This is a genomic window from Sulfurisphaera tokodaii str. 7 (assembly GCF_000011205.1).
GTDB lineage: Archaea > Thermoproteota > Thermoprotei_A > Sulfolobales > Sulfolobaceae > Sulfurisphaera > Sulfurisphaera tokodaii.
On the sequence record NC_003106.2, the window covers coordinates 1,280,349 to 1,303,869 of the forward strand.

25 protein-coding genes are annotated in these 23,521 nt (G+C 31.3%); 17 read left to right on the top strand and 8 right to left on the bottom strand.

What is annotated here, in order from left to right; genetic code table 11:
* The first annotated feature begins 22 nt into the window (after window positions 1-22).
* Together STK_RS07080 and STK_RS07085 are read left to right on the top strand one after the other, a co-directional pair.
* The gene (locus STK_RS07080) at window positions 23-403 is read left to right on the top strand and encodes a hypothetical protein (protein WP_010979306.1); all 381 of its coding nucleotides are present in this window, start codon (window positions 23-25) and stop codon (window positions 401-403) included.
* Window positions 366-1,997, top strand: coding sequence for a DEAD/DEAH box helicase (locus STK_RS07085; RefSeq protein ID WP_010979307.1), 1,632 nt, complete (start codon window positions 366-368; stop codon window positions 1,995-1,997). The genes STK_RS07080 and STK_RS07085 overlap by 38 nt, the downstream gene beginning before the upstream one ends.
* Here the strand turns inward: STK_RS07085 and STK_RS07090 are convergent.
* Complete coding sequence (locus STK_RS07090; protein ID WP_010979308.1) at window positions 1,967-2,464, bottom strand: hypothetical protein; 498 nt, start codon at window positions 2,462-2,464, stop codon at window positions 1,967-1,969. The genes STK_RS07085 and STK_RS07090 overlap by 31 nt on opposite strands.
* Window positions 2,465-2,539: 75 nt before the next feature.
* Between STK_RS07090 and STK_RS07095 the strand changes: the two genes are divergently transcribed.
* The gene (locus STK_RS07095) at window positions 2,540-2,821 is read left to right on the top strand and encodes a hypothetical protein (RefSeq protein ID WP_184650928.1); all 282 of its coding nucleotides are present in this window, start codon (window positions 2,540-2,542) and stop codon (window positions 2,819-2,821) included.
* Here the strand turns inward: STK_RS07095 and STK_RS07100 are convergent.
* A complete protein-coding gene (locus STK_RS07100) occupies window positions 2,796-3,125 on the bottom strand; it encodes a hypothetical protein (RefSeq protein ID WP_010979309.1) in 330 nt (109 codons plus the stop codon). The genes STK_RS07095 and STK_RS07100 overlap by 26 nt on opposite strands.
* An 85-nt stretch (window positions 3,126-3,210) precedes the next feature.
* The gene (gene albA / locus STK_RS07105) at window positions 3,211-3,510 is read right to left on the bottom strand and encodes a DNA-binding protein Alba (RefSeq protein WP_010979310.1); all 300 of its coding nucleotides are present in this window, start codon (window positions 3,508-3,510) and stop codon (window positions 3,211-3,213) included.
* A gap of 142 nt (window positions 3,511-3,652) precedes the next feature.
* On the opposite strand from albA, the gene rgy reads away from it, so the two are divergent.
* Window positions 3,653-7,123, top strand: coding sequence for a reverse gyrase (gene rgy, locus STK_RS07110; protein ID WP_010979311.1), 3,471 nt, complete (start codon window positions 3,653-3,655; stop codon window positions 7,121-7,123).
* Here the strand turns inward: rgy and STK_RS07115 are convergent.
* Together STK_RS07115 and STK_RS07120 are read right to left on the bottom strand one after the other, a co-directional pair.
* On the bottom strand, window positions 7,088-7,360 hold the full coding sequence (locus tag STK_RS07115; RefSeq protein WP_010979312.1) for a ribonuclease P subunit p25 family protein: 273 nt from the start codon (window positions 7,358-7,360) through the stop codon (window positions 7,088-7,090). The genes rgy and STK_RS07115 overlap by 36 nt on opposite strands.
* 90 nt (window positions 7,361-7,450) lie before the next feature.
* Window positions 7,451-10,240: a DEAD/DEAH box helicase gene (locus tag STK_RS07120; protein WP_010979313.1), complete on the bottom strand. Its 2,790-nt coding sequence runs from the start codon at window positions 10,238-10,240 to the stop codon at window positions 7,451-7,453.
* A gap of 72 nt (window positions 10,241-10,312) precedes the next feature.
* Here STK_RS07120 and STK_RS07125 point away from each other — a divergent pair, with 72 nt between their 5' ends.
* From STK_RS07125 to STK_RS07145, 5 genes are all read left to right on the top strand, one after another.
* Window positions 10,313-10,552 carry a hypothetical protein gene (locus tag STK_RS07125; protein WP_052846524.1) on the top strand — a complete coding sequence of 80 codons (240 nt, stop codon included), beginning with the start codon at window positions 10,313-10,315 and terminating at the stop codon, window positions 10,550-10,552.
* Between the two features lie 94 nt (window positions 10,553-10,646).
* On the top strand, window positions 10,647-12,098 hold the full coding sequence (locus STK_RS07130; protein ID WP_010979314.1) for an RtcB family protein: 1,452 nt from the start codon (window positions 10,647-10,649) through the stop codon (window positions 12,096-12,098).
* A complete protein-coding gene (locus STK_RS07135) occupies window positions 12,095-13,030 on the top strand; it encodes a deoxyhypusine synthase (protein ID WP_010979315.1) in 936 nt (311 codons plus the stop codon). Before STK_RS07130 ends, STK_RS07135 begins: the two co-directional genes overlap by 4 nt.
* Before the next feature lie 30 nt (window positions 13,031-13,060).
* Window positions 13,061-14,659, top strand: a complete 1,599-nt coding sequence (locus STK_RS07140) for a DNA topoisomerase VI subunit B (RefSeq protein WP_010979316.1) — start codon at window positions 13,061-13,063, stop codon at window positions 14,657-14,659.
* Entirely contained in the window at window positions 14,656-15,819 is a 1,164-nt protein-coding gene (locus STK_RS07145; RefSeq protein WP_010979317.1) for a DNA topoisomerase IV subunit A, read from the top strand. Before STK_RS07140 ends, STK_RS07145 begins: the two co-directional genes overlap by 4 nt.
* A gap of 47 nt (window positions 15,820-15,866) precedes the next feature.
* Here the strand turns inward: STK_RS07145 and STK_RS15235 are convergent, their stop codons facing one another.
* Window positions 15,867-16,013 (bottom strand): hypothetical protein, encoded by a 147-nt coding sequence (locus tag STK_RS15235; RefSeq protein WP_168065283.1) that lies wholly within the window; start codon window positions 16,011-16,013, stop codon window positions 15,867-15,869.
* Between the two features lie 135 nt (window positions 16,014-16,148).
* On the opposite strand from STK_RS15235, the gene STK_RS07150 reads away from it, so the two are divergent.
* The 8 genes from STK_RS07150 (at window position 16,149) to lysS (ending at window position 22,463) form a co-directional block, all read left to right on the top strand.
* On the top strand, window positions 16,149-16,544 hold the full coding sequence (locus tag STK_RS07150; RefSeq protein WP_010979318.1) for a translation initiation factor IF-5A: 396 nt from the start codon (window positions 16,149-16,151) through the stop codon (window positions 16,542-16,544).
* A gap of 1 nt (window position 16,545) precedes the next feature.
* A complete protein-coding gene (locus STK_RS07155) occupies window positions 16,546-17,883 on the top strand; it encodes a signal recognition particle protein Srp54 (protein WP_010979319.1) in 1,338 nt (445 codons plus the stop codon).
* Window positions 17,861-18,928: a pseudouridylate synthase gene (locus STK_RS07160; protein WP_232616533.1), complete on the top strand. Its 1,068-nt coding sequence runs from the start codon at window positions 17,861-17,863 to the stop codon at window positions 18,926-18,928. Before STK_RS07155 ends, STK_RS07160 begins: the two co-directional genes overlap by 23 nt.
* 8 nt (window positions 18,929-18,936) lie before the next feature.
* Complete coding sequence (locus STK_RS07165; RefSeq protein WP_010979321.1) at window positions 18,937-19,734, top strand: SDR family oxidoreductase; 798 nt, start codon at window positions 18,937-18,939, stop codon at window positions 19,732-19,734.
* Between the two features lie 109 nt (window positions 19,735-19,843).
* Window positions 19,844-20,020 carry a chromatin protein Cren7 gene (locus STK_RS07170; protein ID WP_052846948.1) on the top strand — a complete coding sequence of 59 codons (177 nt, stop codon included), beginning with the start codon at window positions 19,844-19,846 and terminating at the stop codon, window positions 20,018-20,020.
* A 32-nt stretch (window positions 20,021-20,052) separates the two neighbouring features.
* Window positions 20,053-20,733, top strand: coding sequence for a UMP kinase (gene pyrH, locus STK_RS07175; RefSeq protein ID WP_010979322.1), 681 nt, complete (start codon window positions 20,053-20,055; stop codon window positions 20,731-20,733).
* A 5-nt stretch (window positions 20,734-20,738) separates the two neighbouring features.
* Window positions 20,739-21,014, top strand: a complete 276-nt coding sequence (locus STK_RS07180) for a hypothetical protein (RefSeq protein ID WP_052846949.1) — start codon at window positions 20,739-20,741, stop codon at window positions 21,012-21,014.
* A 42-nt stretch (window positions 21,015-21,056) separates the two neighbouring features.
* Window positions 21,057-22,463 (top strand): homocitrate synthase, encoded by a 1,407-nt coding sequence (gene lysS, locus STK_RS07185; protein ID WP_269770911.1) that lies wholly within the window; start codon window positions 21,057-21,059, stop codon window positions 22,461-22,463.
* A gap of 184 nt (window positions 22,464-22,647) precedes the next feature.
* On the opposite strand, the gene STK_RS07190 is transcribed toward lysS, so the two are convergent.
* The gene (locus STK_RS07190) at window positions 22,648-22,956 is read right to left on the bottom strand and encodes a type II toxin-antitoxin system VapC family toxin (RefSeq protein ID WP_420825193.1); all 309 of its coding nucleotides are present in this window, start codon (window positions 22,954-22,956) and stop codon (window positions 22,648-22,650) included.
* 5 nt (window positions 22,957-22,961) lie between these two features.
* Entirely contained in the window at window positions 22,962-23,222 is a 261-nt protein-coding gene (locus tag STK_RS07195) for a hypothetical protein (protein WP_010979325.1), read from the bottom strand.
* Window positions 23,223-23,521: the final 299 nt, after the last annotated feature.

Sequence of the window (23,521 nt, forward strand, 5' to 3'; positions counted from 1 at the left end):
CTGCTTTTTAATTAAAAAATCAATGAAGGCTGAAGAACTAATTGATATCATAAAATGGGAGGGATTTAGGGAAGCATTATTTTATGGGCTTAGCGAATGTGAGGAGCTGGGTAAAGAGTTTATAGGCATTACGCTAGATAATGGTGATGGAATTATTTTAAGGGTTAATCCTTATGAGAACGAAATTCTTTATATTTTACTATATTCTAATAAGAAATATTCAAATAATGATTTGAGATTAATTGGCATTTTTAAGCCCGAGGAAAATGGTAATACCTATTTTATATACCAAATAACTAATTTAAGGAATTTTATAAATATGTTTGGTAATGATATAAAAGTTATTTATGTTGAAGTGATCAGAGATGCTCTTGAAGACTTTTTATACACAGCAATGGCTTGATGATGAGACATTTAAAAAATTGCTAACGTTTTCTAGGTTTTTAGGTAGAGATAAAAATGGTTCACAATTCGTGATAGACATAGAAAGAGCAAGAAGAAATAAAGTTAAATTAGACGATATACTTTCTATTTTATCTGAACTTGGTATAGAACTAAGTGAAACCGACTTAAGGGAAATGGCTAAATATTTGCCCGAGTATGATGTAGAATTTGAACTTAAAGATGGAAAGTTAATAATAAAACCTCACGTTTTCATTCTAGATATTATAAAGGATTACAAAGATAAAGGCATTTTAAAATATGATAAGCAGAGTAAGGTGTATGTAACGGATCCATACTACTACTATCAGATAAAAAATAGATTAGAAGAAAACGGACTAAAGATTAAAGACTTGGGATTAGATGTAAAAGAATTAAACATTAATTTCAAGGGAGAACTGAGAGATTATCAGAAAGAGGCAGTAGATACGTGGCTACAACGTGGTTCTGGAGTAATAGCACTTCCTACTGGTGCAGGTAAGACAGTCATTGGAATAAAAATAATTACTGAAGTTAGGAAGTCGACACTAATAGTTACATTTACTAAGGATCAAATGTTACAGTGGAGGGACGCAATACTTAAATTTACAGATGCGAACAGAAGTGATATTGGTCTTTACTATTCTGAGGAAAAGAACATAAGACCTATCACGATAACAACGTATCATACTGCATATAGGCATATTGATGAACTATCAGGCAAATTTGAGCTTTTGATAATAGATGAGGCACATCATTTACCTGCAGATAGATTTAAGGAGATAGCGCTTAAATGTATAGCCTCTAAAAGGCTTGGTCTTTCGGCTACTCCAGTGAGGGAAGATGGAAAACATGAAGAGTTATTTAAATTGATGGGCGGATTAATATATTTTAAAACTCCCCAAGAATTAATTCAGAAGGGTTATTTAGCCCCATTCGAATTAATTCAGATTAGAGTTAATTTAACGTCTAAGGAAAAATTGAAGTATGCTACTCTACTCTCTCAATTTAGAAAAGTGGCTGGAGGTAAAAAGGTTTCGGAGCTAATACAGTTAGTAAAAGAGGGTAATTCTAATGCTATTGAAGCTATGAAAATTTACAATGAAATGAAAAAAATTGTTAATCTAGCTGAAAATAAATTAAAGGCTCTTGATGATATAATCCAAAAAGAAAATGGAAACAAGATACTAATTTTTACACAATACGTAGATCAGGCTGAAGAAATTGCAAAGAAGTATAATGCTTATTTAATAACCGGTAAGACAAATAAGAATGAAAGAGAGAAAATACTGCGAATATTTAAAACATTAAAATCTGGGATACTAGTGTTAACTACTGTAGGTGATGAAGGACTAGATATACCAGACGCTAATGTAGGAATAATAGTTACCGGAACTGGCTCAAGAAGACAATTTATTCAAAGACTAGGAAGGCTCTTAAGACCAAGTAATGGTAAGGTCGCAAGACTTTATGAAATAGTTACTAGAGGTACGGCAGAAGAGTATCAGGCTTCTAAGAGAAAAGATATAACATTTGGATTAGATATTTATTCCTCTTCAGAAGAAGATTTGGTATAATAAAACACAGAATAAGCAAATGTTTTTATAATAGGAATTATGGTTGGAGTATAGATTATAACAGAGTCCTTGTATAAGCTAATCAGTGTATATCCATTGATTGATATGATAGGATACCCTCTAGTGATTACATTTGATATTTGTAATTCAACTTCCCCTAAAATTTTCTTTAATGTATACGCTGTTAATATCTTGCTGCAATCTACATTAATTTCTCCTTTAACAGTAATCAAATTCTCTGCTATAATTTCCAATCTTTCATTCCCCTTTACAACATAACCATCAACCCATGAAGGACTTTCTATTTCATCTTTACACTCGTCTGATATTTTTGACAAAGGTGGATAAATTATTAGATTTTTATTAACTTTTAACAATGCTGGGTAGGTTATTATTATATCGTTAGATTTTATATCTAAGTTGTACTCAGCTTTACATATACGAGAGCCTTTATCAACATAAGGCATTTTAACTCCATTTTTTATATTAGTTTTGAATGATATAACCTTGTAAGGTCTGATACATGATGAGTAACTAGGCTGTTGATTATGAGATGGTTAAAAAAACGTGAAATAGTTATATATTATTTACTATATAGGAAATTTAGAAATGATAAGTTTAATATAGGCTTAGCGTTAGATACTTTATCTCCATATTTTTCAAAAAAAGTTATTAAAAATACGTTAAAATATATGGTAAAATTAGGTCTTATAGTTAAAGTCAATGAACTAGAATATAGGTTAATTTCCTTTGATGAATACTTATCTATTGTATCTTATGAATATTTAAAAAGAAGGCTTACTCTTCATCATAAAACTCAATAGTAATTTTAACCTTTACATCTTTTTTGCTAATTGGAGGTATTTTATCACCGAAATCTACTCCTACAACAACGGGATTTCCCATAGAATCGTTGAATTTTACTTCTGCTACATAATGTAGCTTAGGTTGCTGTTGCATCATATTTAATACTTCGTTGTATATTCTGGTTAAAGCCATCTGAAAAGCTAGAGGGCTAGAAAGATCTTCAGGTTTTAGTTGTATCGAAACTAGATTACCCATTACTTCTCCTATTTTTGCTCTTCCTTCAAATTCTACTTTATAAGAAGGTTGAGTATTTTCTGGCATATTACCACAGAATTATATAATATATAAAGATACTAATTAATCTATTGCTTAAAGAAAAGGGCTGAATAAAAAGGCTTTATCTTTGTTATGCTTTCTTCCTTATAGCTATCTCGATTGTTGATACTCTAGATTGTCTACCATCTTGGCTTGTTACTACTTGGCTTCCTATCCTAATTTCCTTAACTTCTATTTTGTCTGGTAAGAATCTATTTCTCACTATTTCTACAGTATCTACGGCTTTGCTTATTGCTCTACCTCTAGCTTTTATTATTATTTCACTTACACCCTGGTTTAATAGAGTTAGAGCTGCTAAGACATAATTCATTACTGGCTTTTTACCTACTAATACTACATTGCTTGGAGTTGGGGTTGCAGTGCTGCTCATCTTTTTCCACCCAAGTGGTCGGATAATAGAATTACGAATAAGGATAATAAAGTTATCTTAAAGGTCTTGTTAAAAGAATTCATTAAGTATCACTTAGTTTTTTGATTTTTAAGATCATACTAATCTAATCTAATACTTTAGCATGCTGAAGGTTTACTATACGTTTGGTTGTCCTAACTGTGGTGGTCCTATCGATGATGAACATTTACTAGCCGGAGTTCCATGTAGTAAATGTTTACCTGGAAGAGTAGAAAATTTAGATTACAGAGTAATCTATGATTTGTTAGTTAAAAATTCTACGTTGAAAGGTTATGCAGAATACTTTTATGATAATGAAACTTTTGAAGAAATAGTTAGGATATTTAAACGGGTAATAGGAAATGAGCCCTGGAATTTGCAAAAATATTGGATAAAAAGATTAGCCAAGAGCGAGAGTTTTTCACTCTCAGCGCCTACTGGATTAGGGAAAACCACAACTCTTCTAGTATATTCATTATTCTTTAGTAATACGACTTTATACGTAGTTCCAACCAACTCTTTAAAAGATCAGATATGCGAACGATTAAGAAACATGGGGGCCAAGGTTAGCTGTAATGATGTTAAAGAAGAATACATAAATGTTGCAACCTTCAATAGAATATTAAGGCATTATGATAACTATGTCAGTCTACAACCAAAGTTAGTCATAGTTGATGATTCTGATATGATTCTAAAAAGTGGTAAAACGACAGAGGTAATGGCTAAAATACTAGGGATATCAGAGGAAATTTTCCAGTATGCTATCAGTTTAATAAGATTGAAAAGAATTCTTAAATTTAACGAAGATGATAAAGAGTTAAAAAATAAAATAGTAGAACTAGAATATAAAATTGGTAGCTGGAAGCCTTTCGTTCAGTTTCTAGTAGCTAGTGCTACGTTAAGGCCAAAGGGTATAAAACAACAAGCCTTAAGAACATTAATAGGATTTGAACCCTCTACTATTCAGACTTATTTGAGAAACATAGCCGATTTATATTATCAAGGAGTAGATATAGAGGCAATTTTAGATAAAATTTCAGATAATGGTGGACTATTATTAGTTTCCAAAGAATATGGAAGAGAAAAAATGTTAGAATTAAAGGAAATCATAGAAAAACGAGGATATTCTACTGGTCTTGCTATATCTGGAAGAAAATTCCTCAATAAATTTACTGAAGGTAAAATTGATTACTTGATTGGTTCTGCCAGTTATTATGGAGTAGCAGTAAGAGGTCTTGATGAGCCTAAAAGGCTAAAATATGTAATCTTCTATGGCATACCTAAAATTAGGTTAAATTTAACCGATGCACTAAACAATCCATCACTTATAGTAAAAATAGGAGAATTACTTAATATAGATGTAAAAGATATCAGAAGAAAGCTACTATTCCTAAGTCCACCAGAATTTCAAATATTGAGGTATAGTTTAATGAAAGATGAAGAGCTCAGCGGAAAACTAAAAGATATTAAAGTTAATCTAATAAATATTAAAGAAAAAATATGGGATGTTTTAAAGAGTGATAATATTAAAAAACTGAAAGCAGATACATTTTTAGTAACTGAAAATAATGGTAAATACTACGTATATATACCCGATACTGTCACCTATATTCAGGCTTCTGGTAGAAGTAGTAGAATAATTAGTAACGGTTTAACATTTGGTATTAGTATAGTTCTAGTGGATAATATTGATTTGTTAGATATTCTTTCACAAAAACTAAAGAAAATTATACCAAATTTTATGTTTAAAAATATAAATGAAGTAGATATAAGAGAATTAAAATCCTTGGCTGTCTCAAGTAGAGAAGTATCTACGTCCCAGAAAAAGAAAATAAATATTAAGACTATATTGCTAATAGTAGAATCTCCTACGAAAGCTAAGACTATAGCAAGACTATTTGGAAGACCTAGTAGAAGAGAAGTTCATGGCATACCTGTCTATGAAACTATAATTTTAGTTAACGACGAGATTTTAATAACCAATATTATAGCTACTAAAGGCCATATAACCGACTTAACTACAGAAAATATAGGTTACTATGGCGTTGAAGTCGGTAATAATGAATTTAACGCGTACTATTCGCCAATTTATAAATGCTATAATTGTGGAAAAACGTTTACAATCAAGTCTAACACATGTCCTTACTGCGGGTCTGTATTTATCTCATCATCAGAGAAAGTTGTTTCAGCATTAAGAAAGTTAAGCACAGAAGTAGATGAAATATACATAGCATCTGACCCAGATCAAGAAGGAGAAAAGATTGCATATGATGTAGCTATGTTAATTAGTCCCTATAATAAGAATATTTATAGAATTAAATATCATGAAATTACTAGAAATGGAATTTTAAATGCTATATTAAATAAAGGAAAAATTAATATGAATCTAGTAAAATCACAAATAGTAAGAAGAATAGAAGATAGATGGATCGGTTTTGAGCTGAGCTTGGCATTAAAATCTATGTTTTATGAAAGGAATCATGGTTCAGGTAGAGTGCAAGGGCCTGTGTTAAGTTGGATTGTAGAGAGAACAAAAGAGTATAAGAAGAATTATGGTTGGATTCTTTATATAAAGTTAGGAGATTACGCTATAAAGAAATTCTTTAGGATCAAAGAGGAAGCAAATAAATTCATAGAAAAATTAAATATTAAAATCAATTTAATATCTGAAAGAAAGGAAATACAAAATCCTTTGCCACCATTCACTACAGATTCGTTATTGATGGATGCATATGATAAACTAGGGATTGGTTCCCAAATAGTAATGAAAATTGCACAAGACCTATTTGAATCTGGTTTAATAACCTATCATAGGACTGATAGTACTCATGTATCTGCATTAGGTATATCAATTGCGAAAGAATATCTTGAATCTAAAAACTTAAATGATAGCTTTAGTGGTAGATCATGGGGAAATGAAGGCACACATGAAGCGATTAGACCAACATCTTCAATGGATACAGAGAGTCTTATTAAAGATATTGAGGATAATCCTAATAAATATTTCATAAAGTTCACTAAATATCATTTAAGAATATATGATTTAATATTTAGAAGATTTATAGCAAGTCAAATGAAGCCAGCCGAGGTTACTTATAGCAAATTTGAAATATTTATAAATGGTGAAAAACTTGAGGTAGAGTTACCTACAAAAATAAGTGGTGGATTTTCTATAATTTATCCTTTAAAAACTTATGTAGTAAGTGAGAAATATTCCACATATTTGACTAAAGGATCTATAATACCATTATTTACATATGCTGAGATAATAAAGAATATGAAAGAAAAAGAAATAGGAAGACCTAGCACTTACGCTAAGACTATTTCTGCACTTATAAGGCATGGATATGTAGTAGAAAGCAAAAGAAAGGCATTGCTTATAGCTACTAACAAAGGCATAAAGGCTTATGAATTTTTATCTTCATGTTGTAGTGACTTAATTAGTGAAAATAGGACAAAATTGTTATTACAGAAAATAGATAAAATAGCAAATGGTGATGTAAATGTCGACTATGTACTAGAAGATTTACACAAGGAGATTACACAAATATCTGGAAAATTAGTAAACTCTCTTAAGCTTGATACTAATGTATGATATTCTTCTTCTGTCTTTTACTTCGCTTCCTATATCAGCTTTTTCTAAAATTATACCATCTCCAAGTCTATCTTTAAGTTGATTATAGACTTCAACGGCTTTATATATACTATTTCCAACACCCTTAAGTTCTACTTCATCATATCCTTGATTAAACATAACTATTACATCTAAAACATAATCTTCTACCCTTTTTGTTCTACTTATTAAAATTTCATTTGGCTTTTTCACAGTCATTTTATATCGTTAGTGGATTATAAAGGAAGAAAAATAAATCTGTCTATCAGTAACACGGGCCTTTATCACCGATCATATTTAAGGGCTTCATCATCCAAATTTCTTATTCTGAATATAACTAACAGCATTCAGTACTAAAAATCCGACAGTAGTCTTGCTTACGTAATAATATTTAGGAGATATTGAGAATATTAATGCGTCATTTGGATCTTTAAGTCTAAGTTCTAGAATTTCATTAAAAGGAATTTTTCTGAGGAAATAATTTGGATTTTCCACTAAATCTTTAACTCTGAAAACTATTTCTGTTGTTCCTTCGGATTGTAATGGTCTCATTACTGCAATGTATGTTTCATCAAGATTTATTGGACTAAAGGAATTATAATAATCTCCTGAGTCTACTATATCTTTTATATCTTCAGCTAAGCACCATCTTGTTTCTCCACTATCAATATCTATGAATGATAACGTCCTATATTTAGAGCAAGGTTTTCTCATTTTCTTTAGTTTCAACTCTAATGTTTTTTTCGAAACTCCAACTAGTTCAGCCAACTCTTCTAATGTGTAAGCTCCTCCTTTTAATGCTTGGTAGATTTTTAACTGTAAATCGGAAATCCAAGGTCTTATTGGAGTATGAGTTAAAACGGCTTTTCCTAATGGTGTTAATCCTTCTATGGCAATTAGTCTAACTTTTCCTTCTTTTATTTTACTAATATAGTTAAGCGTTCCCTTTATACTAAAGTATCTAGATACTGTCTGTTTGAGAGCTTCTCTTATAATAATTTTATCCTCTTTTGGAATAAGTTTTCCTAATTTGCCGAAACTATATTGAATTTCTTTAGCTATTGCAAAGAATAATGGAGATCTTAATATTGATTTAATTATTAATTTTTTAATATCTTTATAATCCAATGCCAATATCTCTTTAAATAAATCCTCTCTAATACCTCTTATTGAAAAACCATAAATTGATGCTCTCGCAGATACATTCAGATTATATTTCTTTGTAGCTAAATATAATAGCATATGCGATATTGTATTAGCTATTTTTTCTGAAATAATCGTAGAATATATTATTTCATCGTCATCTTTTTCTACATAGATAATTTTTTGTGAAGGTAGCGGTAAATTATGGACTTTATAATAATTAATAAATTTCTCTATTGATAACTTAGCCTCTTTATCTAATAATTCCTTTTCTTTATCAAGGTCTTTAATAACATCAGCTAACTCAGAAGTTAGTAGATTAGACTTAGATATGTTTTCTCCTTTCCAAATAGGTATTTCTCCTTCTCCATTATTTACAGGAACTACATTAATTAAATGCTTATTAAAATCTATATTTACTATTTTCCATATTTTTCCACTTATTCTAATAATATCGTTATTTCTTAAGTGTCTGTAAACATATATAGCATCTATTTCACCTACTGGCGTATTTTCAAAACGGATAGAGAAAGTATCATCAGTATTTATAAATGAGAAGAACTCTGAAAATTCTTTAGCCCAACTCATCTTATTATCTTTTTCAAATCGCCATATTTTGAAGAATGCTTTGCCTAATTTAATACTATTATTTTCTATTTTAATCACTTCTCTTTTGGCTAAATACCTAATTAATTCATCAAATTTTTGCCTAGAAAGATTCCTATAATAATAAGATGATGTTATAATTTCATATACTTGATCTACATTTATTTCATTATACTGTAACGCTAAGCCAATTATTTCTCTTGATGCAACATCGAGATACGGGAATATATAGGGGCTTTCAATTTTCCCATTTTTAGCCAGTTTGTAAAGTGCTAAACTTTCTAATATGTCAAAGTCGTATAAGCATAATATTTCTCCTCGAGAAACACTATTTACTGCATGCCCACTTCTACCTAATCTTTGTAAGAATGAAGCTACTGAGGGTGGAGGTCTGTATAAGAACACCTTTTTAATATCTCCTACGTGTATACCAAGTTCAAGAGTCCTAGTACATATAACGAGATTAGCTTTTCCTTCCCTTAAACTTGTTTCTACTTTTATTTTCTCTTCTTTTGATATAGAAGAGTGATGAACATAAATATCATTTGCATTCATTTTTTCAAGTTCTTCATACAGTCTTTCCGTAGTGAACCTTGAATTTGTAAATAATAAACTAGGTCTTTCAATTTTTGATAAAATAGTTTTTGCAGCGGATTCCCATATATCTTTTTCAGATGGAATTTTAGATATTTTTACATCAAAAGACTTTGAAGAACTTACTCTTATTATGTGATGCCTTCTTTGAGAGGATCCAAATATAAGTTTGGCAACTATCTCTTCATTATTTATAGTAGCAGATAATCCAATTCTCTGGAAATCATATCCAATAAAATTCTTTAGTCTTTCAAGAAGTAAAGATAGTTGAGCTCCTCTCTTAGAATTTATTAACTCATGAACTTCATCTATTATAACCCATCGTAAATTTTTATAATATTCCCTAAATTTAGTCGCCCAATCTAAATCAATTTCTAGTCCTTCTGGTGTTGTAACTAAAATATGAGGAGCTTTTCTTAATCTGTAACTTTTTTCCTTTTGTGGAACCTCTCCGTGTTTTCTGCTGACAATAAACCCAAGTTTGTTTGCCCACCATTCTATTCTTAACGTTATATCATTAATTAGAGCTTTTAATGGTGTTATATATAGTACGGCAACTGGTTTTATGTTTTCATGAAGCATTAAATTAAATATCGGTAAAAGTGCTGCTTCTGTTTTGCCATAACCAGTGGGTGCAATAACCAATGTGTTATATCCTTCCAAAATTGGAGATAATGTTTGCTTTTGTACCGGTGTTAGCTCGTCCCATCCTTTTTCTTTTATAAGGGTCAGCAACTTAGCGTGCAAATTATTCACTAACTATCACCGCAATCACTAAATGCACATTATACCGCTATTTTTAAAAATTTAAACTCTACGATTCAAAACATGATTGAAAAATACGTTTGTATAGTTTGCGGTAGAATGTTTCCCCAAGGACAAGGAGTCAAAATAACAATAAAAGGTACTGATTATTATTTTCACAGTAAGGCTTGTGCATATAAGTTCTTACGTGAAGTTGTTCTCTCAGCAGATCCAGATTGTATATCTGGAGTAGCTAAAGACGTTAGAAGAAAATACGATGATATATTAGAAAAGAAGAGAGAAGCTTCTAAAAAAGTAATATAATCAGAGCTCAGCCAGTGAACATCATTTCTCAGCGTCCGCTATTGTCATCATCAAAACAGATTTATTAACAAATTACTATATATTTTCATTTGGAATGTCACAAGTTACGATAAAACGAGTAAATACTTATGAATGGCGTATTGATAAAGGAACTCAAGAGTGTATGAAGGTACCAGTTACAGTATTTGCAGATGATGTACTTATAGAAAAAATGAAACAAGATCTTACTTTGAAACAAGCAATGAATGTTGCATGTTTGCAAGGTGTTCAAGAGTCTGTTTATGTCTTACCAGATGGGCATCAGGGTTATGGATTTCCTATTGGGGGGATAGCTGCAACAGCAATTGATGAAGAAGGGGTTGTGAGTCCAGGAGGTATAGGATATGATATTAACTGTGGAGTTAGACTTCTTAGAACTAATTTGGATTATAAAGATGTAAAAGATAAGCTTAGAGATCTTGTTGAAGAGATTTATAGAAATGTACCTAGCGGAGTAGGAAGTGAAGGAAAAGTAAAATTGTCTTTCCAGCAGTTAGATAATGTACTGGCTGAAGGTGTGAGATGGGCTGTGGATAACGGATATGGCTGGGAAAAAGATATGGAACATATAGAACAACATGGTAGTTGGGATTTAGCTGATCCTTCAAAGGTTAGTCCTATAGCTAAGCAAAGAGGACATACTCAGTTAGGTACTTTAGGCGCGGGAAATCACTTTCTTGAGATTCAAGTGGTTGATAAAATATATGATCCAGAGGTTGCTAAAGCGTTAGGAATTACCCATGAAGGACAAGTAACTGTAATGGTTCATACTGGTTCTAGGGGATTAGGTCATCAAGTAGCTAGTGATTATTTACAAATTATGGAAAGAGCTATGAAGAAATATAATATAACAGTACCAGATAGAGAATTAGCAGCAATTCCATTTAATACAAGGGAAGCTCAAGACTATATTCATGCGATGGCATCAGCAGCAAATTTTGCTTGGACTAATAGGCAGATGATTTCACATTGGGTTAGAGAAAGCTTTGGAAAAGTTTTTCATGTAGACCCAGAAAAATTAGATTTAAGCATAATATATGATGTTGCTCACAATATTGCTAAAATAGAAGAATATGATATTAATGGAAAGAGAAAGAAAGTTTTGGTTCATAGAAAAGGGGCTACAAGAGCTTTTCCACCTGGTAGCCCAGAAATTCCAGTAGATTATAGGAATATTGGTCAAGTAGTTTTAATTCCCGGTAGTATGGGTACTGCAAGTTATGTTATGGTTGGAATTCCAGAAGGTAGAAGGACATGGTATACTGCCCCTCATGGTGCTGGTAGATGGATGTCAAGAGAGGCCGCTGTACGTAATTATCCAGTAAATTCAGTTGTACAGAATCTGGAGCAAAAAGGAATAGTTATAAGAGCTGCTACCAGAAGAGTAGTTTCTGAAGAAGCTCCTGGAGCTTATAAAGATGTAGATAGAGTAGCTAAAGTAGCTCATGAGGTAAAAATAGCTAAACTAGTTGTAAGATTAAGACCAATAGGTGTTACTAAAGGATGAAAAGAGAAGAATTACTTGTCGAGGAAATAAAAGATCTAACATTAGAAGAGCTTAAGGGGTATGCAGATTTTTATAAGATATTAGATAAAGTTTATGGGTTTACCGCAGAATCAGTAGTTAGAGGAGTAAAGATACTAAAAGATATGATAAAAGAAGCCGATTTACGATTCTTATCTTTTACTGCAAATCTGGTATCTACGGGATTAAGAGGTCTATTTGCTGATCTTATTAAGCAAGGATATTTTAATGTAATAATTACAACAGGAGGTACTATTGATCATGATATAGCTAGAAGTTTCGGCGGGAAGTACTATAAAGGTCTTTTCGAATATGATGATTCTATGCTTAGAGAATTAGAAATTCATAGACTAGGCAATATTCTGGTTCCAATGGAAAGTTATGGTAAAGTAATTGAAGATGTAGTAAGAAAATATATGAATGAGATAGTTAGTATAAAGAAGGAATGGCCTGTATATGAGCTTTTATGGGAATTTGGTAAAAGAATAAGTGATGAAAACTCCATACTAAAAGCCGCTTATGAGAAAAAAGTTCCTATTATAGTTCCTGGTATTATTGATGGATCATTTGGAACTAACTTGTTTATATACTCACAATTTACTCAATTAAAGTTAAATCTCTTTGAAGACATGAAACTTATAAAGGATCTAATATTTTCATGTAAAAAGTCCGGTGCTCTTATAATAGGAGGAGGGATAAGTAAGCATCATACAATTTGGTGGAACCAATTTAAAGACGGATTAGATTATGCGATATACATAACTACAGCTCAAGAATATGATGGAAGTCTTAGTGGTGCTAAACCTAGAGAAGCTATATCATGGAATAAGATTAAACCGACAAGCGAAAATGTTGTCATCTATGGAGATGCTACAATTATTTTGCCCATTTTGTCAGCATCTTTATTAGGTTAAGCGAATAAAATATTTGTATTGTGATGATTTATGTCATCTGAGAAGTTTACTAGTATTTCTCCTGCTGAATTCTTTAAAAGGAATCCAGAGTTGGCTGGTTTTAGTAATCCTGCAAGAGCCTTATATCAAACAGTCAGAGAATTAGTAGAAAATGCATTAGACGCAACTGACGTCCATAATATTTTACCTTCAATTAAGATAATAATCGAGTTAGTAGATCCTCAGAAGCAAATATACAAAGTTAATGTAGAAGATAATGGAATTGGTATCCCTCCTCATATAGTTCCTAATGCTTTTGGTAAAGTTCTTTATAGCTCTAAATACGTTTTAAGGCAAACAAGAGGTATGTATGGGCTCGGAGTTAAAGCAGCAGTTCTATATAGTCAAATGTATCAAGAAAGGCCAGTAGAAGTAGTCACTTCCCCTATAAATTCTAAAAGAATTTATTTCTTTAAATTAAAAATTGACGTAGTTAAAAATGAGCCTATAATTTTACAAAAGACTTCGGTAGTTAATGAGAAGAATTGGCATGGTACTTCCGTTACACTTTATTTATATGCTGACTGGCAAAGAGCAAAACAAAAGATTTATGAATATGTAAAGAAAACGTACATTATTTCACCTTATGCTGAATTCTTTTTCAAAGATCCAGATAATAATGTAATTTACTATAAGAGATTAACAGATAAGATACCAGAACCTCCTAAAGAAGTTAAGCCTCACCCTTACGGTGTGGATATTGAACTAATAAAATTCATGATTGTTAAGAAAGATAAACCAGTCCCAGTTAGAGATTTTCTGATTAACGAGTTTCAAAGCATAGGTGATGTTACAGCGGATAAAATATTAGAGATGGCTAAGCTTCCCAAAGATAAGAAGACAACTGAATTAACTGACGAAGAAATTTCCAGATTAGTTGAGGTAATGAAGAAGTTTGATGATTTTAGACCCCCTTCAGCAGAAGCCCTTTCAGTTATAGGAGAGGATTTAATTAAATTAGGATTGAAAAGTATATTTAACCCAGAATTTGCAGAAGCTATTACAAGAAAACCTAAAGCGTATCAAGGACATCCTTTCATAGTAGAGGCTGGTATAGCTTATGGTGGGGCAATACAGCCATCTCCAGAGCCAATAGTATTAAGATACGCTAATAAAATACCATTAATTTATGATGAAAAATCAGATGTTATTTGGAAAGTTGTTACAGAAGAAATGGACTGGAAAAGATATGGAATAGAGGAAGAACAACCTCCGCTAGTAGTTATGGTACATTTGTGCAGTACAAAAGTTCCTTATAGGAGCGCTGGTAAAGAAAGTATTGCTGATGTTGAAGAAATAGAGAAAGAAATAAAACTTGCCCTAATGGATGTAGCTAGAAAATTAAAGAAATACATAACAGAGAAAAGGAAAGAAGAAGAGGCAAAAAAACGTCTTATTACTTACCTAAAATATATCCCAGAAGTTAGTAGAGGGCTAGCTCTATTCTTAGTAGGAGGAGATAAACAGAAAATAGGAGATGCATATTCAGATTTGAGAGAAAAACTACTTAAAATAGCGTTGAATAAACTTGAGGTAAACGATAAAAAATTAGAGGAGGAAATACGTAATTATAAAGTAGAGGAGTTATGAGTAGTGAATTAACTTCTAAGGTGGATAAAGAAGCTAGGAAGAAGGCAGCTGACACTCTTAGGCAAGTTTTTGTAAAATTAATTGAGCAAATAAATAACTCTGAACCTCCAACTATGGAAATTCCAAAGAGAACTCTTGGCAATACTATTTATGATGAAAAGAGAAAGCTACTTCTTTTAGGCGAAGAGAAATTAAAGAGAAGTTTCTTCGATCTTAATGAGTCTAAAAGATTTATGCAAACAGTACTTATGGCTAGTATAATATACGATGCACTTATTAACGATGAATACCCAACAATACGTGATCTATATTATAGAGGTAAACATTCTATTATATTAAAGGATCCTAGAGGTAAAACTTATGAAGAAAATACATGGGACGAGCAAAAGGAGTCAGATAGTGTAATAATGGATATTGAGGTATTTACGTCTTTGCTTAGGGAAGATATGCTTATTCTAAGTAAGGAGAAAGGTAAAGTTGTCGGTGATATGAGAATCAGAAGTGGAAACGACATAATTGATTTAAGCAAAATGGGTCATGGTGCATATTCTATTGAGCCAACCCCAGATTTAATAGATTTTGTAGATATTAATGCTGAATTTGTATTAGTAGTTGAGAAAGATGCTGTATTTCAACAGCTTCATAGGGCAGGATTCTGGAAACAATATAAAGCCATTTTAGTTACAAGTGCAGGACAGCCAGATAGAGCGACAAGAAGATTCGTAAGAAGACTGAATGAAGAACTAAAATTACCGGTTTATATTTTAACCGATGCAGATCCATACGGATGGTATATTTATAGTGTTTTTAGAATAGGATCTATTTCGTTATCATACGAAAGTGAAAGACTTGCTACTCCTAATGCGAAGTTCCTTGGAGTCTCAATGACTGATATTTTTGGCGATAGTAATAAGAAACCGTATCTATCAGAGCAAGAAAGAAGAAACTATATTATAAAAGCCAAAGATGCTGATATAAAAAGAGCTACTGAAATAAAGAACTATCAATGGTTTAAGACTAAGGCATGGCAACATGAAATAGAGATCTTTCTTAATAAAAAGTCTAAGTTAGAAATAGAAGCTATGGCGAGTAAGGGATTAAAATTCTTAGCGTTTCAATACATTCCAGAGAAAATTAAATCAAAAGATTATATTGAGTGATCCGCCGAGACAGGTTATTTCATCATTCAAAAATTGGGGTCTCTTCATCATTCATAGTATCCTAGGATATCATTAAAAGTATTTCTTTTGCATACTCTACAGTATTGATATATTGCTGGCTGCTTACTTATATCAAAGCTTATATTGATAGTCCATTCTGTCCCGCAATTTCTGCATTTAAGTTTCCATGGCATAATGCTTTTTATATTTCTGAAGTTAAATAAGATTTGCTGTGAAGAGGCTAGATATACTGAATTTGTGATGAAGGGCCAAAGCTCGGAGCAAAGAGTTTATAGCTTTGCCTTAATTAGGTTATTTTGGGAATATAAATGAGCATTCAATACACGACTGTAGGTGATCTAAAGGTAGGTAATTATGTAGTTATTGATGGTGAACCTTGTAGAGTAGTTGAGATAAGTAAGGCCAAAACTGGAAAACATGGAAGCGCTAAAGCTAATATCGTTGCGATAGGTCTTTTCACTGGTCAAAAAAGAACACTAATGGCACCAGTAGATCAACAAGTAGAAGTTCCGATAATTGAAAAACATATAGGTCAAATTTTGGCTGATAAAGGTGATACAATTACGATTATGGATATGGAAAATTATGAGACATTTGACATAGAAAAACCAACAGATGCAGATATAGTTGATAAAATTAGGCCAGGAGCAGAGGTAGAGTATTGGGAAATTATGGGTAGAAAGAAAATTGTTAGGGTAAAGTAAATTGTTAGATAATTTAAAAGACGCAGTTAGAAAATTTTTAGGTTCCTCTAATTATGATAAAGCAGTAAATGACTTTATAAAGGAACTTCAAATTTCTTTAATTAAATCAGATGTAAATGTAAAACTTGTAAGTAATTTAACACAAAAAATAAAAGACAGACTTGAAAAAGAAAAACCACCCACAGCAATAGAGAGAAGAGAATGGTTTATCTCTATTGTATATGATGAATTATCTAAATTATTTGGTGGTGATATAAACCCAGAAGTCATGCCTAAGAAGATTCCTTATGTGATAATGTTAGTAGGCGTTCAAGGAAGTGGTAAAACTACAACAGCAGGTAAATTAGCTCTATTTTATAAGAAAAAAGGATATAAAGTTGGATTGGTTGCCGCTGATGTATATAGACCAGCAGCATATGACCAATTGGTCCAGATAGGTAAACAAATAAATGTTCCAGTATATGGAGAGCCAAATAATACAGATGCCGTTGGGATAGCAAAAAGAGGAGTTGAGAAGTTCCTATCTGAAAAATACGATATTATTATTGTTGATACAGCTGGTAGACATGGATATGGTGAGGAAGTAAAACTTTTAGAAGAAATGAAAAATATGTATAGTGAGATTAAACCAGATGAAGTAATCTTGGTAATAGATGCTTCAATAGGTCAAAAAGCCTATGATTTGGCTTCTAGATTTCATCAAGCAAGTCCCATAGGGTCAATTATAGTAACAAAAATGGACGGAACGGCTAAAGGTGGTGGAGCTCTTTCTGCTGTAGCTGCTACTGGTGCTGCTATAAAATTCATAGGTACTGGAGAAAAATTAGATGAGCTAGAAGTCTTTAATCCGCGAAGATTTGTTTCACGTATCTTAGGAATGGGAGACATAGAGAGCATTATAGAAAAAATCAAGGGAATGGAAGAATATGAGCAGATTCAAAAGAAAATGGAAGAGGTTATGAGTGGAAAAGCCAAATTGACCTTAAGAGATATTTACAAGCAATTAACAGCTCTAAGAAAGATGGGTCCTTTAAATAAGATTTTGCAAATGTTACCAGGCTTTGGAGTTTTTTCTCAAATTCCAGAAGAACAATTGAAATTAGGAGAAGAGAAGATTAAAAAATTTCTTGTAATTATGAACTCTATGACATATAAAGAGTTAGATAATCCTTCAATAATAGATAAATCTAGAATAAGAAGAATAGCAAAAGGTTCTGGTACTTCGCCAGAGGAAGTAAAGGAATTATTAAAGCAATATCAAGTAACTAATAATTTGTTAAAAATGGTTAAGAGGAGAAAAGGTCTTGCAAAACTTTTTGAAGACAGAAATTCTAAGTAAATCACTAGAGTTATTATCTAAGTATCCTCTTTGTGATAGTTGTCTAGGAAGATGTTTTGCAAGGCTCAGTTTAGGTCATAGTAATGAAGAAAGAGGTAAGGCAATAAAGATATTATTATTAATGGAAATAGATAAGGCAATAAAAGAGCATAAAATAGAAGATTTATCACAAATAAAAGAAGTTCTATATAATATGGGAGAAATAAGCCTTACTTTATATAAGAATTATTTTAATGACGAGTTTCAAAATAGAAGTTGTTACATTTGTGACAATAGAATAAATGAATTTAAAGAAAATTTCCTTAAGAAAGCATTAGAAAAGATAGGAAATAATAAGACTTTTGTATTAGGTGTTAAACTCACTGATGAATTAAAGAATAGAGAAGAAAAATTTATGGTGGAAAATCAATTATTCTATTATGAAAGTATAAAAAATGAAATAAAAAGAGACGTAGGAAAAAAATTGGCTAATATGGGTTTTATACCAGAATTTGATAATCCTCAAGTAGAACTTGTCTATGATATGGAATATGATACTGTAATAATATTTACTAAGTCTAAAAAGTACTTAGCATTTTATAATAGACTTAGTAGAGGTATACCTATATCTAGTTGGGTTTCTAAAGGAGGAGAATCTTTAGAGAGTCTATTATCTACGCAAGTTGTTGCTCCTTATTCTGAGGCTTCAGAGTACAGAATAATTGATGACTATCCGCTTATAATAGAAAATATAACTGAGAAAGAGATAAACTTGCAAGGATTCCATATTACTGTAGTATCAAAAATTGCGGGAAAAGAGCTATCAACAATTTTTACTATAAAGCCTACTAGACGTCTATATAGAGTAACAGTTTATTCAGATGAGGAAATTAAGGAGGGAATTAAAATTTATGATAAAATTTATGATATATTTATAGAGGCAAAAGATTTTAAAGAACTAAGAGAGAAGATAAAAAATTACCAGCTTATTTCCATAGATTTAATATCTACTGTAGGCAAAAGTAAACTAGTAGCCGACACTTATATTAAAAAGAATTTTTCATAATTAATGAGATGAATGTCGATATAAACGGTAAAAGAGTCTTAATAACTGCATCCACTGAAGGAATAGGTAAAGGTCTAGCAAGAACCCTATCACGAGAAGGATGTAAAATTATTATTACTTCTAGGAATGAACATAAGGTTAAATCTACTGTTGAAGAGCTGAAAAAATACAACCCTGAAGTTTACGGTTACGTATCAGATTTAACCAATTATTCAAACTTAGAAGCCTTAGTTAAATTTATGTTAGAAAAAATCGGAGGCATTGATGTTCTCATTTTTAATTCTGGAAATCCTCCTTCTGAACCTTCTTATTTTGATGAAACTTCAATAGAGGACTGGGAGTATTCTGTTAAACTCTATTTACTAAGTGCAATAAAACTTACTAAACTGGTTTTGCCCTATATGAAGTCGCAAAGATGGGGCAGGATTTTATATTTATCTTCATGGACAATTAAACAACCTCAAAGAATTTTTGTCTTAGCAGATGTGTCCAGATCTTCAATTGTTCAATTAACTAAGATTCTCTCTAAAGAACTAGGAAGCTATAACATTACTGTTAATACAATACTAATGGGAAGTTTTGAGACAGAAGGGGCAAAAAGAAGTCTTAAAAAATTAGCAGAGAAACAAAAGATAGATTTCGAAGAGTTATGGAAAAAGGAAGTAATAGAAAGATCTCCGTTAAAAAGAACTGGTGATATTGAAAAAGAATTAGGTTCGCTTATTGCATATCTAATTTCTGATTATGCTTCATATATAACAGGTTCCGTAATACAAATAGATGGAGGTACTAGTGATGCAATATAAGTATTAAAGGACTCCTTTAACTTTGGCTTAAGTTACTCATGGTATTACACCTTACAATACTTGACAAAATGTTTATAAAATTGTTTGAACAAGTACTATAATGATAGGTATGGCTGAGAAAAAGGTAAAAGTAAAGACTCCTAGTGGGAAAGAAGCGGAATTGGCACCAGAAAAAGTCTGGGTATTAGCACCTAAAGGGAGAAAAGGTGTAAAGATAGGATTATTCAAAGACCCAGAAACTGGGAAATATTTTAGGCATAAATTGCCAGATGATTATCCAGTCTAAACTTTTTAATAAAGTCATAATATTTTTCAAAGATGAAGTTAGTTCTTAAGATAAGTGGTAAATTTTTTGATGAGGAGAATATTGAAAATTTTATTTCATTAAGAAATACTATAAAAAATATTGTTAATGAGGGTCATAGACTAGCAATAGTAAGTGGTGGAGGTTCTACAGCTAGAAAATATATCAAAATAGGAAGAGAGTTAGGGGTAAATGAAGCCCACTTAGACTTATTAGGAATATGGGCCTCAAGGTTAAATGCTTATTTGCTAACCTTTATACTCTCTGATTTAAGTTACATGAAAGTACCAGAAAATTTAGAGGAATTTATTGAAAAATGGGAAAGTGAGAAAGTAGTTATTACAGGTGGTTTTCAACCTGGGCAATCCACAGCTACAGTAGCTGCTCTAGTTAGTGAAGCCATAGCAGCTGATTATCTTATCTTAGCTACAAACGTAGATGGTGTATACGATAAAGATCCTAGGTATAATAAAGATGCAAAATTACTTTCTAAATTAAATACAGAAACATTAAAGAAAATTTTAGAAACATCACAATCAGTCAAAGCAGGAACTTACGAGTTGCTTGATCCATTAGCAATAAAAATTATAGAAAGATCAAAAATAAAAGTAATTGTGATGAATTATAAAAGGCTTAATAAAATTTTAGATATTATTCATGGTAAAGATATTGGTAGTATAATTGAACCGATGTGATAAAAATGTCTATATTAAATGAAGAGGAATTTAGGCTATTAAGAGAGCATAGAGGTAAAGTAAATATAAATATAGTAGAAAAGATATTAACCGAGATAGAAGAAGACTATGAAAAAACAAATAATATTGTCTCATCTGTCATATTTGTATATTCTAATTATTTTGATATTATAAAGCAGAATAAAGATACATTTGACTTAATATCTAAAATATTGAATAAATATACTTCAAAAATAGGAGCAGAAAATGTAATTCAACTGATAATAAACTCTCTGAAATAGTTTTTTATTCGAACTTTCCTTTATAGCTTTATTTATAAGGGAATTACCAAAAGTAAAACTACTAGTATGAAAGTAGGAATCCTTGACTCAACCCTAAGAGAAGGAGAACAAACACCCGGAGTTGTATTCACAATAGATCAAAGAGTCGAAATAGCAAAAGCATTATCAGATGTTGGTGTTCAGATGATAGAAGCAGGACATCCTGCGGTATCCTCGGATATTTATGAGGGAATAAAAAGGATTATGAAACTTAAAAGAGAAGGACTTATTACATCAGAAATAGTAGGGCATAGTAGGGCTGTAAAAAAAGATATCGAAGTAGCAGCAGAATTAGAAGTAGATAGAATAGCAATATTTTATGGTGTAAGTGATATCCACCTTAAAGCAAAACATCATGTTACAAGAGAGGAGGCACTTAATATAATAGCAGAAACAATAAGTTATGCAAAAAGTCATGGTGTTAAAGTAAGATTTACAGCAGAAGACGGTAGCAGAACCGATTTAGATTATTTAATAAAAGTGTGTAAAACAGCAAGAGATGCTGGTGCTGACAGAGTAAGTATAGCCGATACTGTGGGTATTCTTTATCCCACAAAAACAAGAGAATTATTTAGTACCTTAGTAAGGGAAGTACCAGGTTTAGAATTTGATATTCATGCTCATAATGATTTAGGTTTAGCCGTTGCTAATGCGTTGGCAGCAATAGAAGGCGGAGCTACTATAATTCATACTACAGTAAATGGATTAGGAGAAAGAGTAGGAATTGTTCCTCTCCAAGTAATTGCGGCAGCAATAAAATATCATTTTGGAATTGAAGTTGTAAAGTTAAATAAATTACAACAATTAGCCAGTCTAGTTGAAAAATATAGTGGTATACCGATGCCTCCAAACTATCCAATAACAGGAGATTATGCATTTATTCATAAAGCTGGTATTCATGTGGCTGGAGTTCTTAATGATCCATCAACTTACGAGTTTATGCCACCAGAGACTTTTGGAAGAAGTAGAGACTACGTTATTGATAAATATACTGGTAAGCACGCACTAAAAGATAGGTTTGAAAAATTGGGCGTTAAATTAAGTGATGTAGAACTAGATCAAGTACTAGCTAAAATAAAATCCAATCCAAATGTTAGATTCTATAGAGATGTAGACTTATTAGAAATAGCTGAGTCAGTTACTGGCAGAGTATTAAAACCTAAACCGCCAGAAAATATTGAAGCTTTAATTTCAGTTAAATGTGAGTCAAATGTTTATACTACAGCAGTAACTAGAAGATTATCTGTTATTCCAGGAGTAAAAGAAGTCATGGAAATCTCTGGAGATTATGATATTCTCGTTAAAGTTGAGGCAAAAGATCCTAATGAACTTAATCAAATTATTGAAAATATCAGAGCTGTAAAGGGTGTAAGCTCTACTTTAACATCATTAGTTCTTAAAAAGATGTAAACTTTTACAATAGCTAAGTATAATTTTTATTTTAGTAAATCTTGAAAGTTACACTAGATTTCTTTATAATTAGTTTATTTTCTTATTAGTAGATAAAATTCTTTTTATTTATTGATTTAATTAAGAATGGTACACGTGGCTGAATTATAAGTAATTAAAAGTAAGATGTCTCTCGGCTGAATATTTAAGGGTTAACTTGTATTTCCAGCTTATCTTCAACTTTCTTAATTAGATCAAAATCTCTATCATTTGTTACTACTATCATATTATGATTTATCGCAATTGACGCTAATATTATATCAACCACATTAACAGGCTTTCCTATCTTCCTTAGCTTTACCATAATCTTAAGTGCGAGCTCATAATCTTCTTTAGTAGGATATACAACCAAAAGCTTGTTCCTAAGATTGAGTATAGGAGGATATTCAATTACGTTTAAAATACTTGTAATAATAAAGTCTAACTTATCTTGTAAAGTCCTATTTTTATAGATCTCAATCAGAACATTTGTATCATAGATTTTCTCTTTAGTTCTTTCTGAAATTCTTCTTCACCTTGAGGAGGTTCTACAATTAGGTCCTTTTCTTCCACTCCTAATTTTTTAAGCCTCTCTATAATTTCACTACCTGTACTTACATTTTCTATCTTATCTAATTCAGCTTTAATTGCATTTCTAATAATCTCACTCCAATTTATCTCCTTATGTCTCCTCATTCTATTATAAAGCTCGTCTGGTACTTTTACAGTTATAGTTTTCATAAAATATTATTTGTATATACACGTATATATCCTTATTGACAACTAGTTAACACTTTTGAAAGTATAGTTCATCGATTTAAGGAGTAAAGATCCAGATAAAAAATAGCTGATTTCAATTATTGGAATGTGGTTATAGTGACACCACTACGTTATAAATTATTGATAAGTCAAATACAAAAATTTAGTTTTAACATTATTTTTCTTTAGATCGATTATTTTGAATAGAAAATTATTAGACTAATAGGGCAATTTGGTGTCAATTATGAACTCATTTTATTTCGTTAATATGAAATTAAATA

Excerpts from the sequence above, each read along its gene's own strand:
- STK_RS07080 (WP_010979306.1), top strand. The coding sequence starts at position 23 with ATGAAGGCTGAAGAACTAATTGATATCATAAAATGGGAGGGATTTAGG.
- STK_RS07085 (WP_010979307.1), top strand. The coding sequence starts at position 366 with ATGCTCTTGAAGACTTTTTATACACAGCAATGGCTTGATGATGAGACA.
- STK_RS07090 (WP_010979308.1), bottom strand. The coding sequence starts at position 2,464 with ATGCCTTATGTTGATAAAGGCTCTCGTATATGTAAAGCTGAGTACAAC.
- STK_RS07100 (WP_010979309.1), bottom strand. The coding sequence starts at position 3,125 with ATGCCAGAAAATACTCAACCTTCTTATAAAGTAGAATTTGAAGGAAGA.
- albA (WP_010979310.1), bottom strand. The coding sequence starts at position 3,510 with ATGAGCAGCACTGCAACCCCAACTCCAAGCAATGTAGTATTAGTAGGT.
- rgy (WP_010979311.1), top strand. The coding sequence starts at position 3,653 with ATGCTGAAGGTTTACTATACGTTTGGTTGTCCTAACTGTGGTGGTCCT.
- STK_RS07115 (WP_010979312.1), bottom strand. The coding sequence starts at position 7,360 with ATGACTGTGAAAAAGCCAAATGAAATTTTAATAAGTAGAACAAAAAGG.
- STK_RS07125 (WP_052846524.1), top strand. The coding sequence starts at position 10,313 with ATGATTGAAAAATACGTTTGTATAGTTTGCGGTAGAATGTTTCCCCAA.
- STK_RS07130 (WP_010979314.1), top strand. The coding sequence starts at position 10,647 with ATGTCACAAGTTACGATAAAACGAGTAAATACTTATGAATGGCGTATT.
- STK_RS07135 (WP_010979315.1), top strand. The coding sequence starts at position 12,095 with ATGAAAAGAGAAGAATTACTTGTCGAGGAAATAAAAGATCTAACATTA.
- STK_RS07140 (WP_010979316.1), top strand. The coding sequence starts at position 13,061 with ATGTCATCTGAGAAGTTTACTAGTATTTCTCCTGCTGAATTCTTTAAA.
- STK_RS07145 (WP_010979317.1), top strand. The coding sequence starts at position 14,656 with ATGAGTAGTGAATTAACTTCTAAGGTGGATAAAGAAGCTAGGAAGAAG.
- STK_RS15235 (WP_168065283.1), bottom strand. The coding sequence starts at position 16,013 with ATGCCATGGAAACTTAAATGCAGAAATTGCGGGACAGAATGGACTATC.
- STK_RS07150 (WP_010979318.1), top strand. The coding sequence starts at position 16,149 with ATGAGCATTCAATACACGACTGTAGGTGATCTAAAGGTAGGTAATTAT.
- STK_RS07165 (WP_010979321.1), top strand. The coding sequence starts at position 18,937 with ATGAATGTCGATATAAACGGTAAAAGAGTCTTAATAACTGCATCCACT.
- STK_RS07170 (WP_052846948.1), top strand. The coding sequence starts at position 19,844 with ATGGCTGAGAAAAAGGTAAAAGTAAAGACTCCTAGTGGGAAAGAAGCG.
- pyrH (WP_010979322.1), top strand. The coding sequence starts at position 20,053 with ATGAAGTTAGTTCTTAAGATAAGTGGTAAATTTTTTGATGAGGAGAAT.
- STK_RS07180 (WP_052846949.1), top strand. The coding sequence starts at position 20,739 with ATGTCTATATTAAATGAAGAGGAATTTAGGCTATTAAGAGAGCATAGA.
- STK_RS07195 (WP_010979325.1), bottom strand. The coding sequence starts at position 23,222 with ATGAAAACTATAACTGTAAAAGTACCAGACGAGCTTTATAATAGAATG.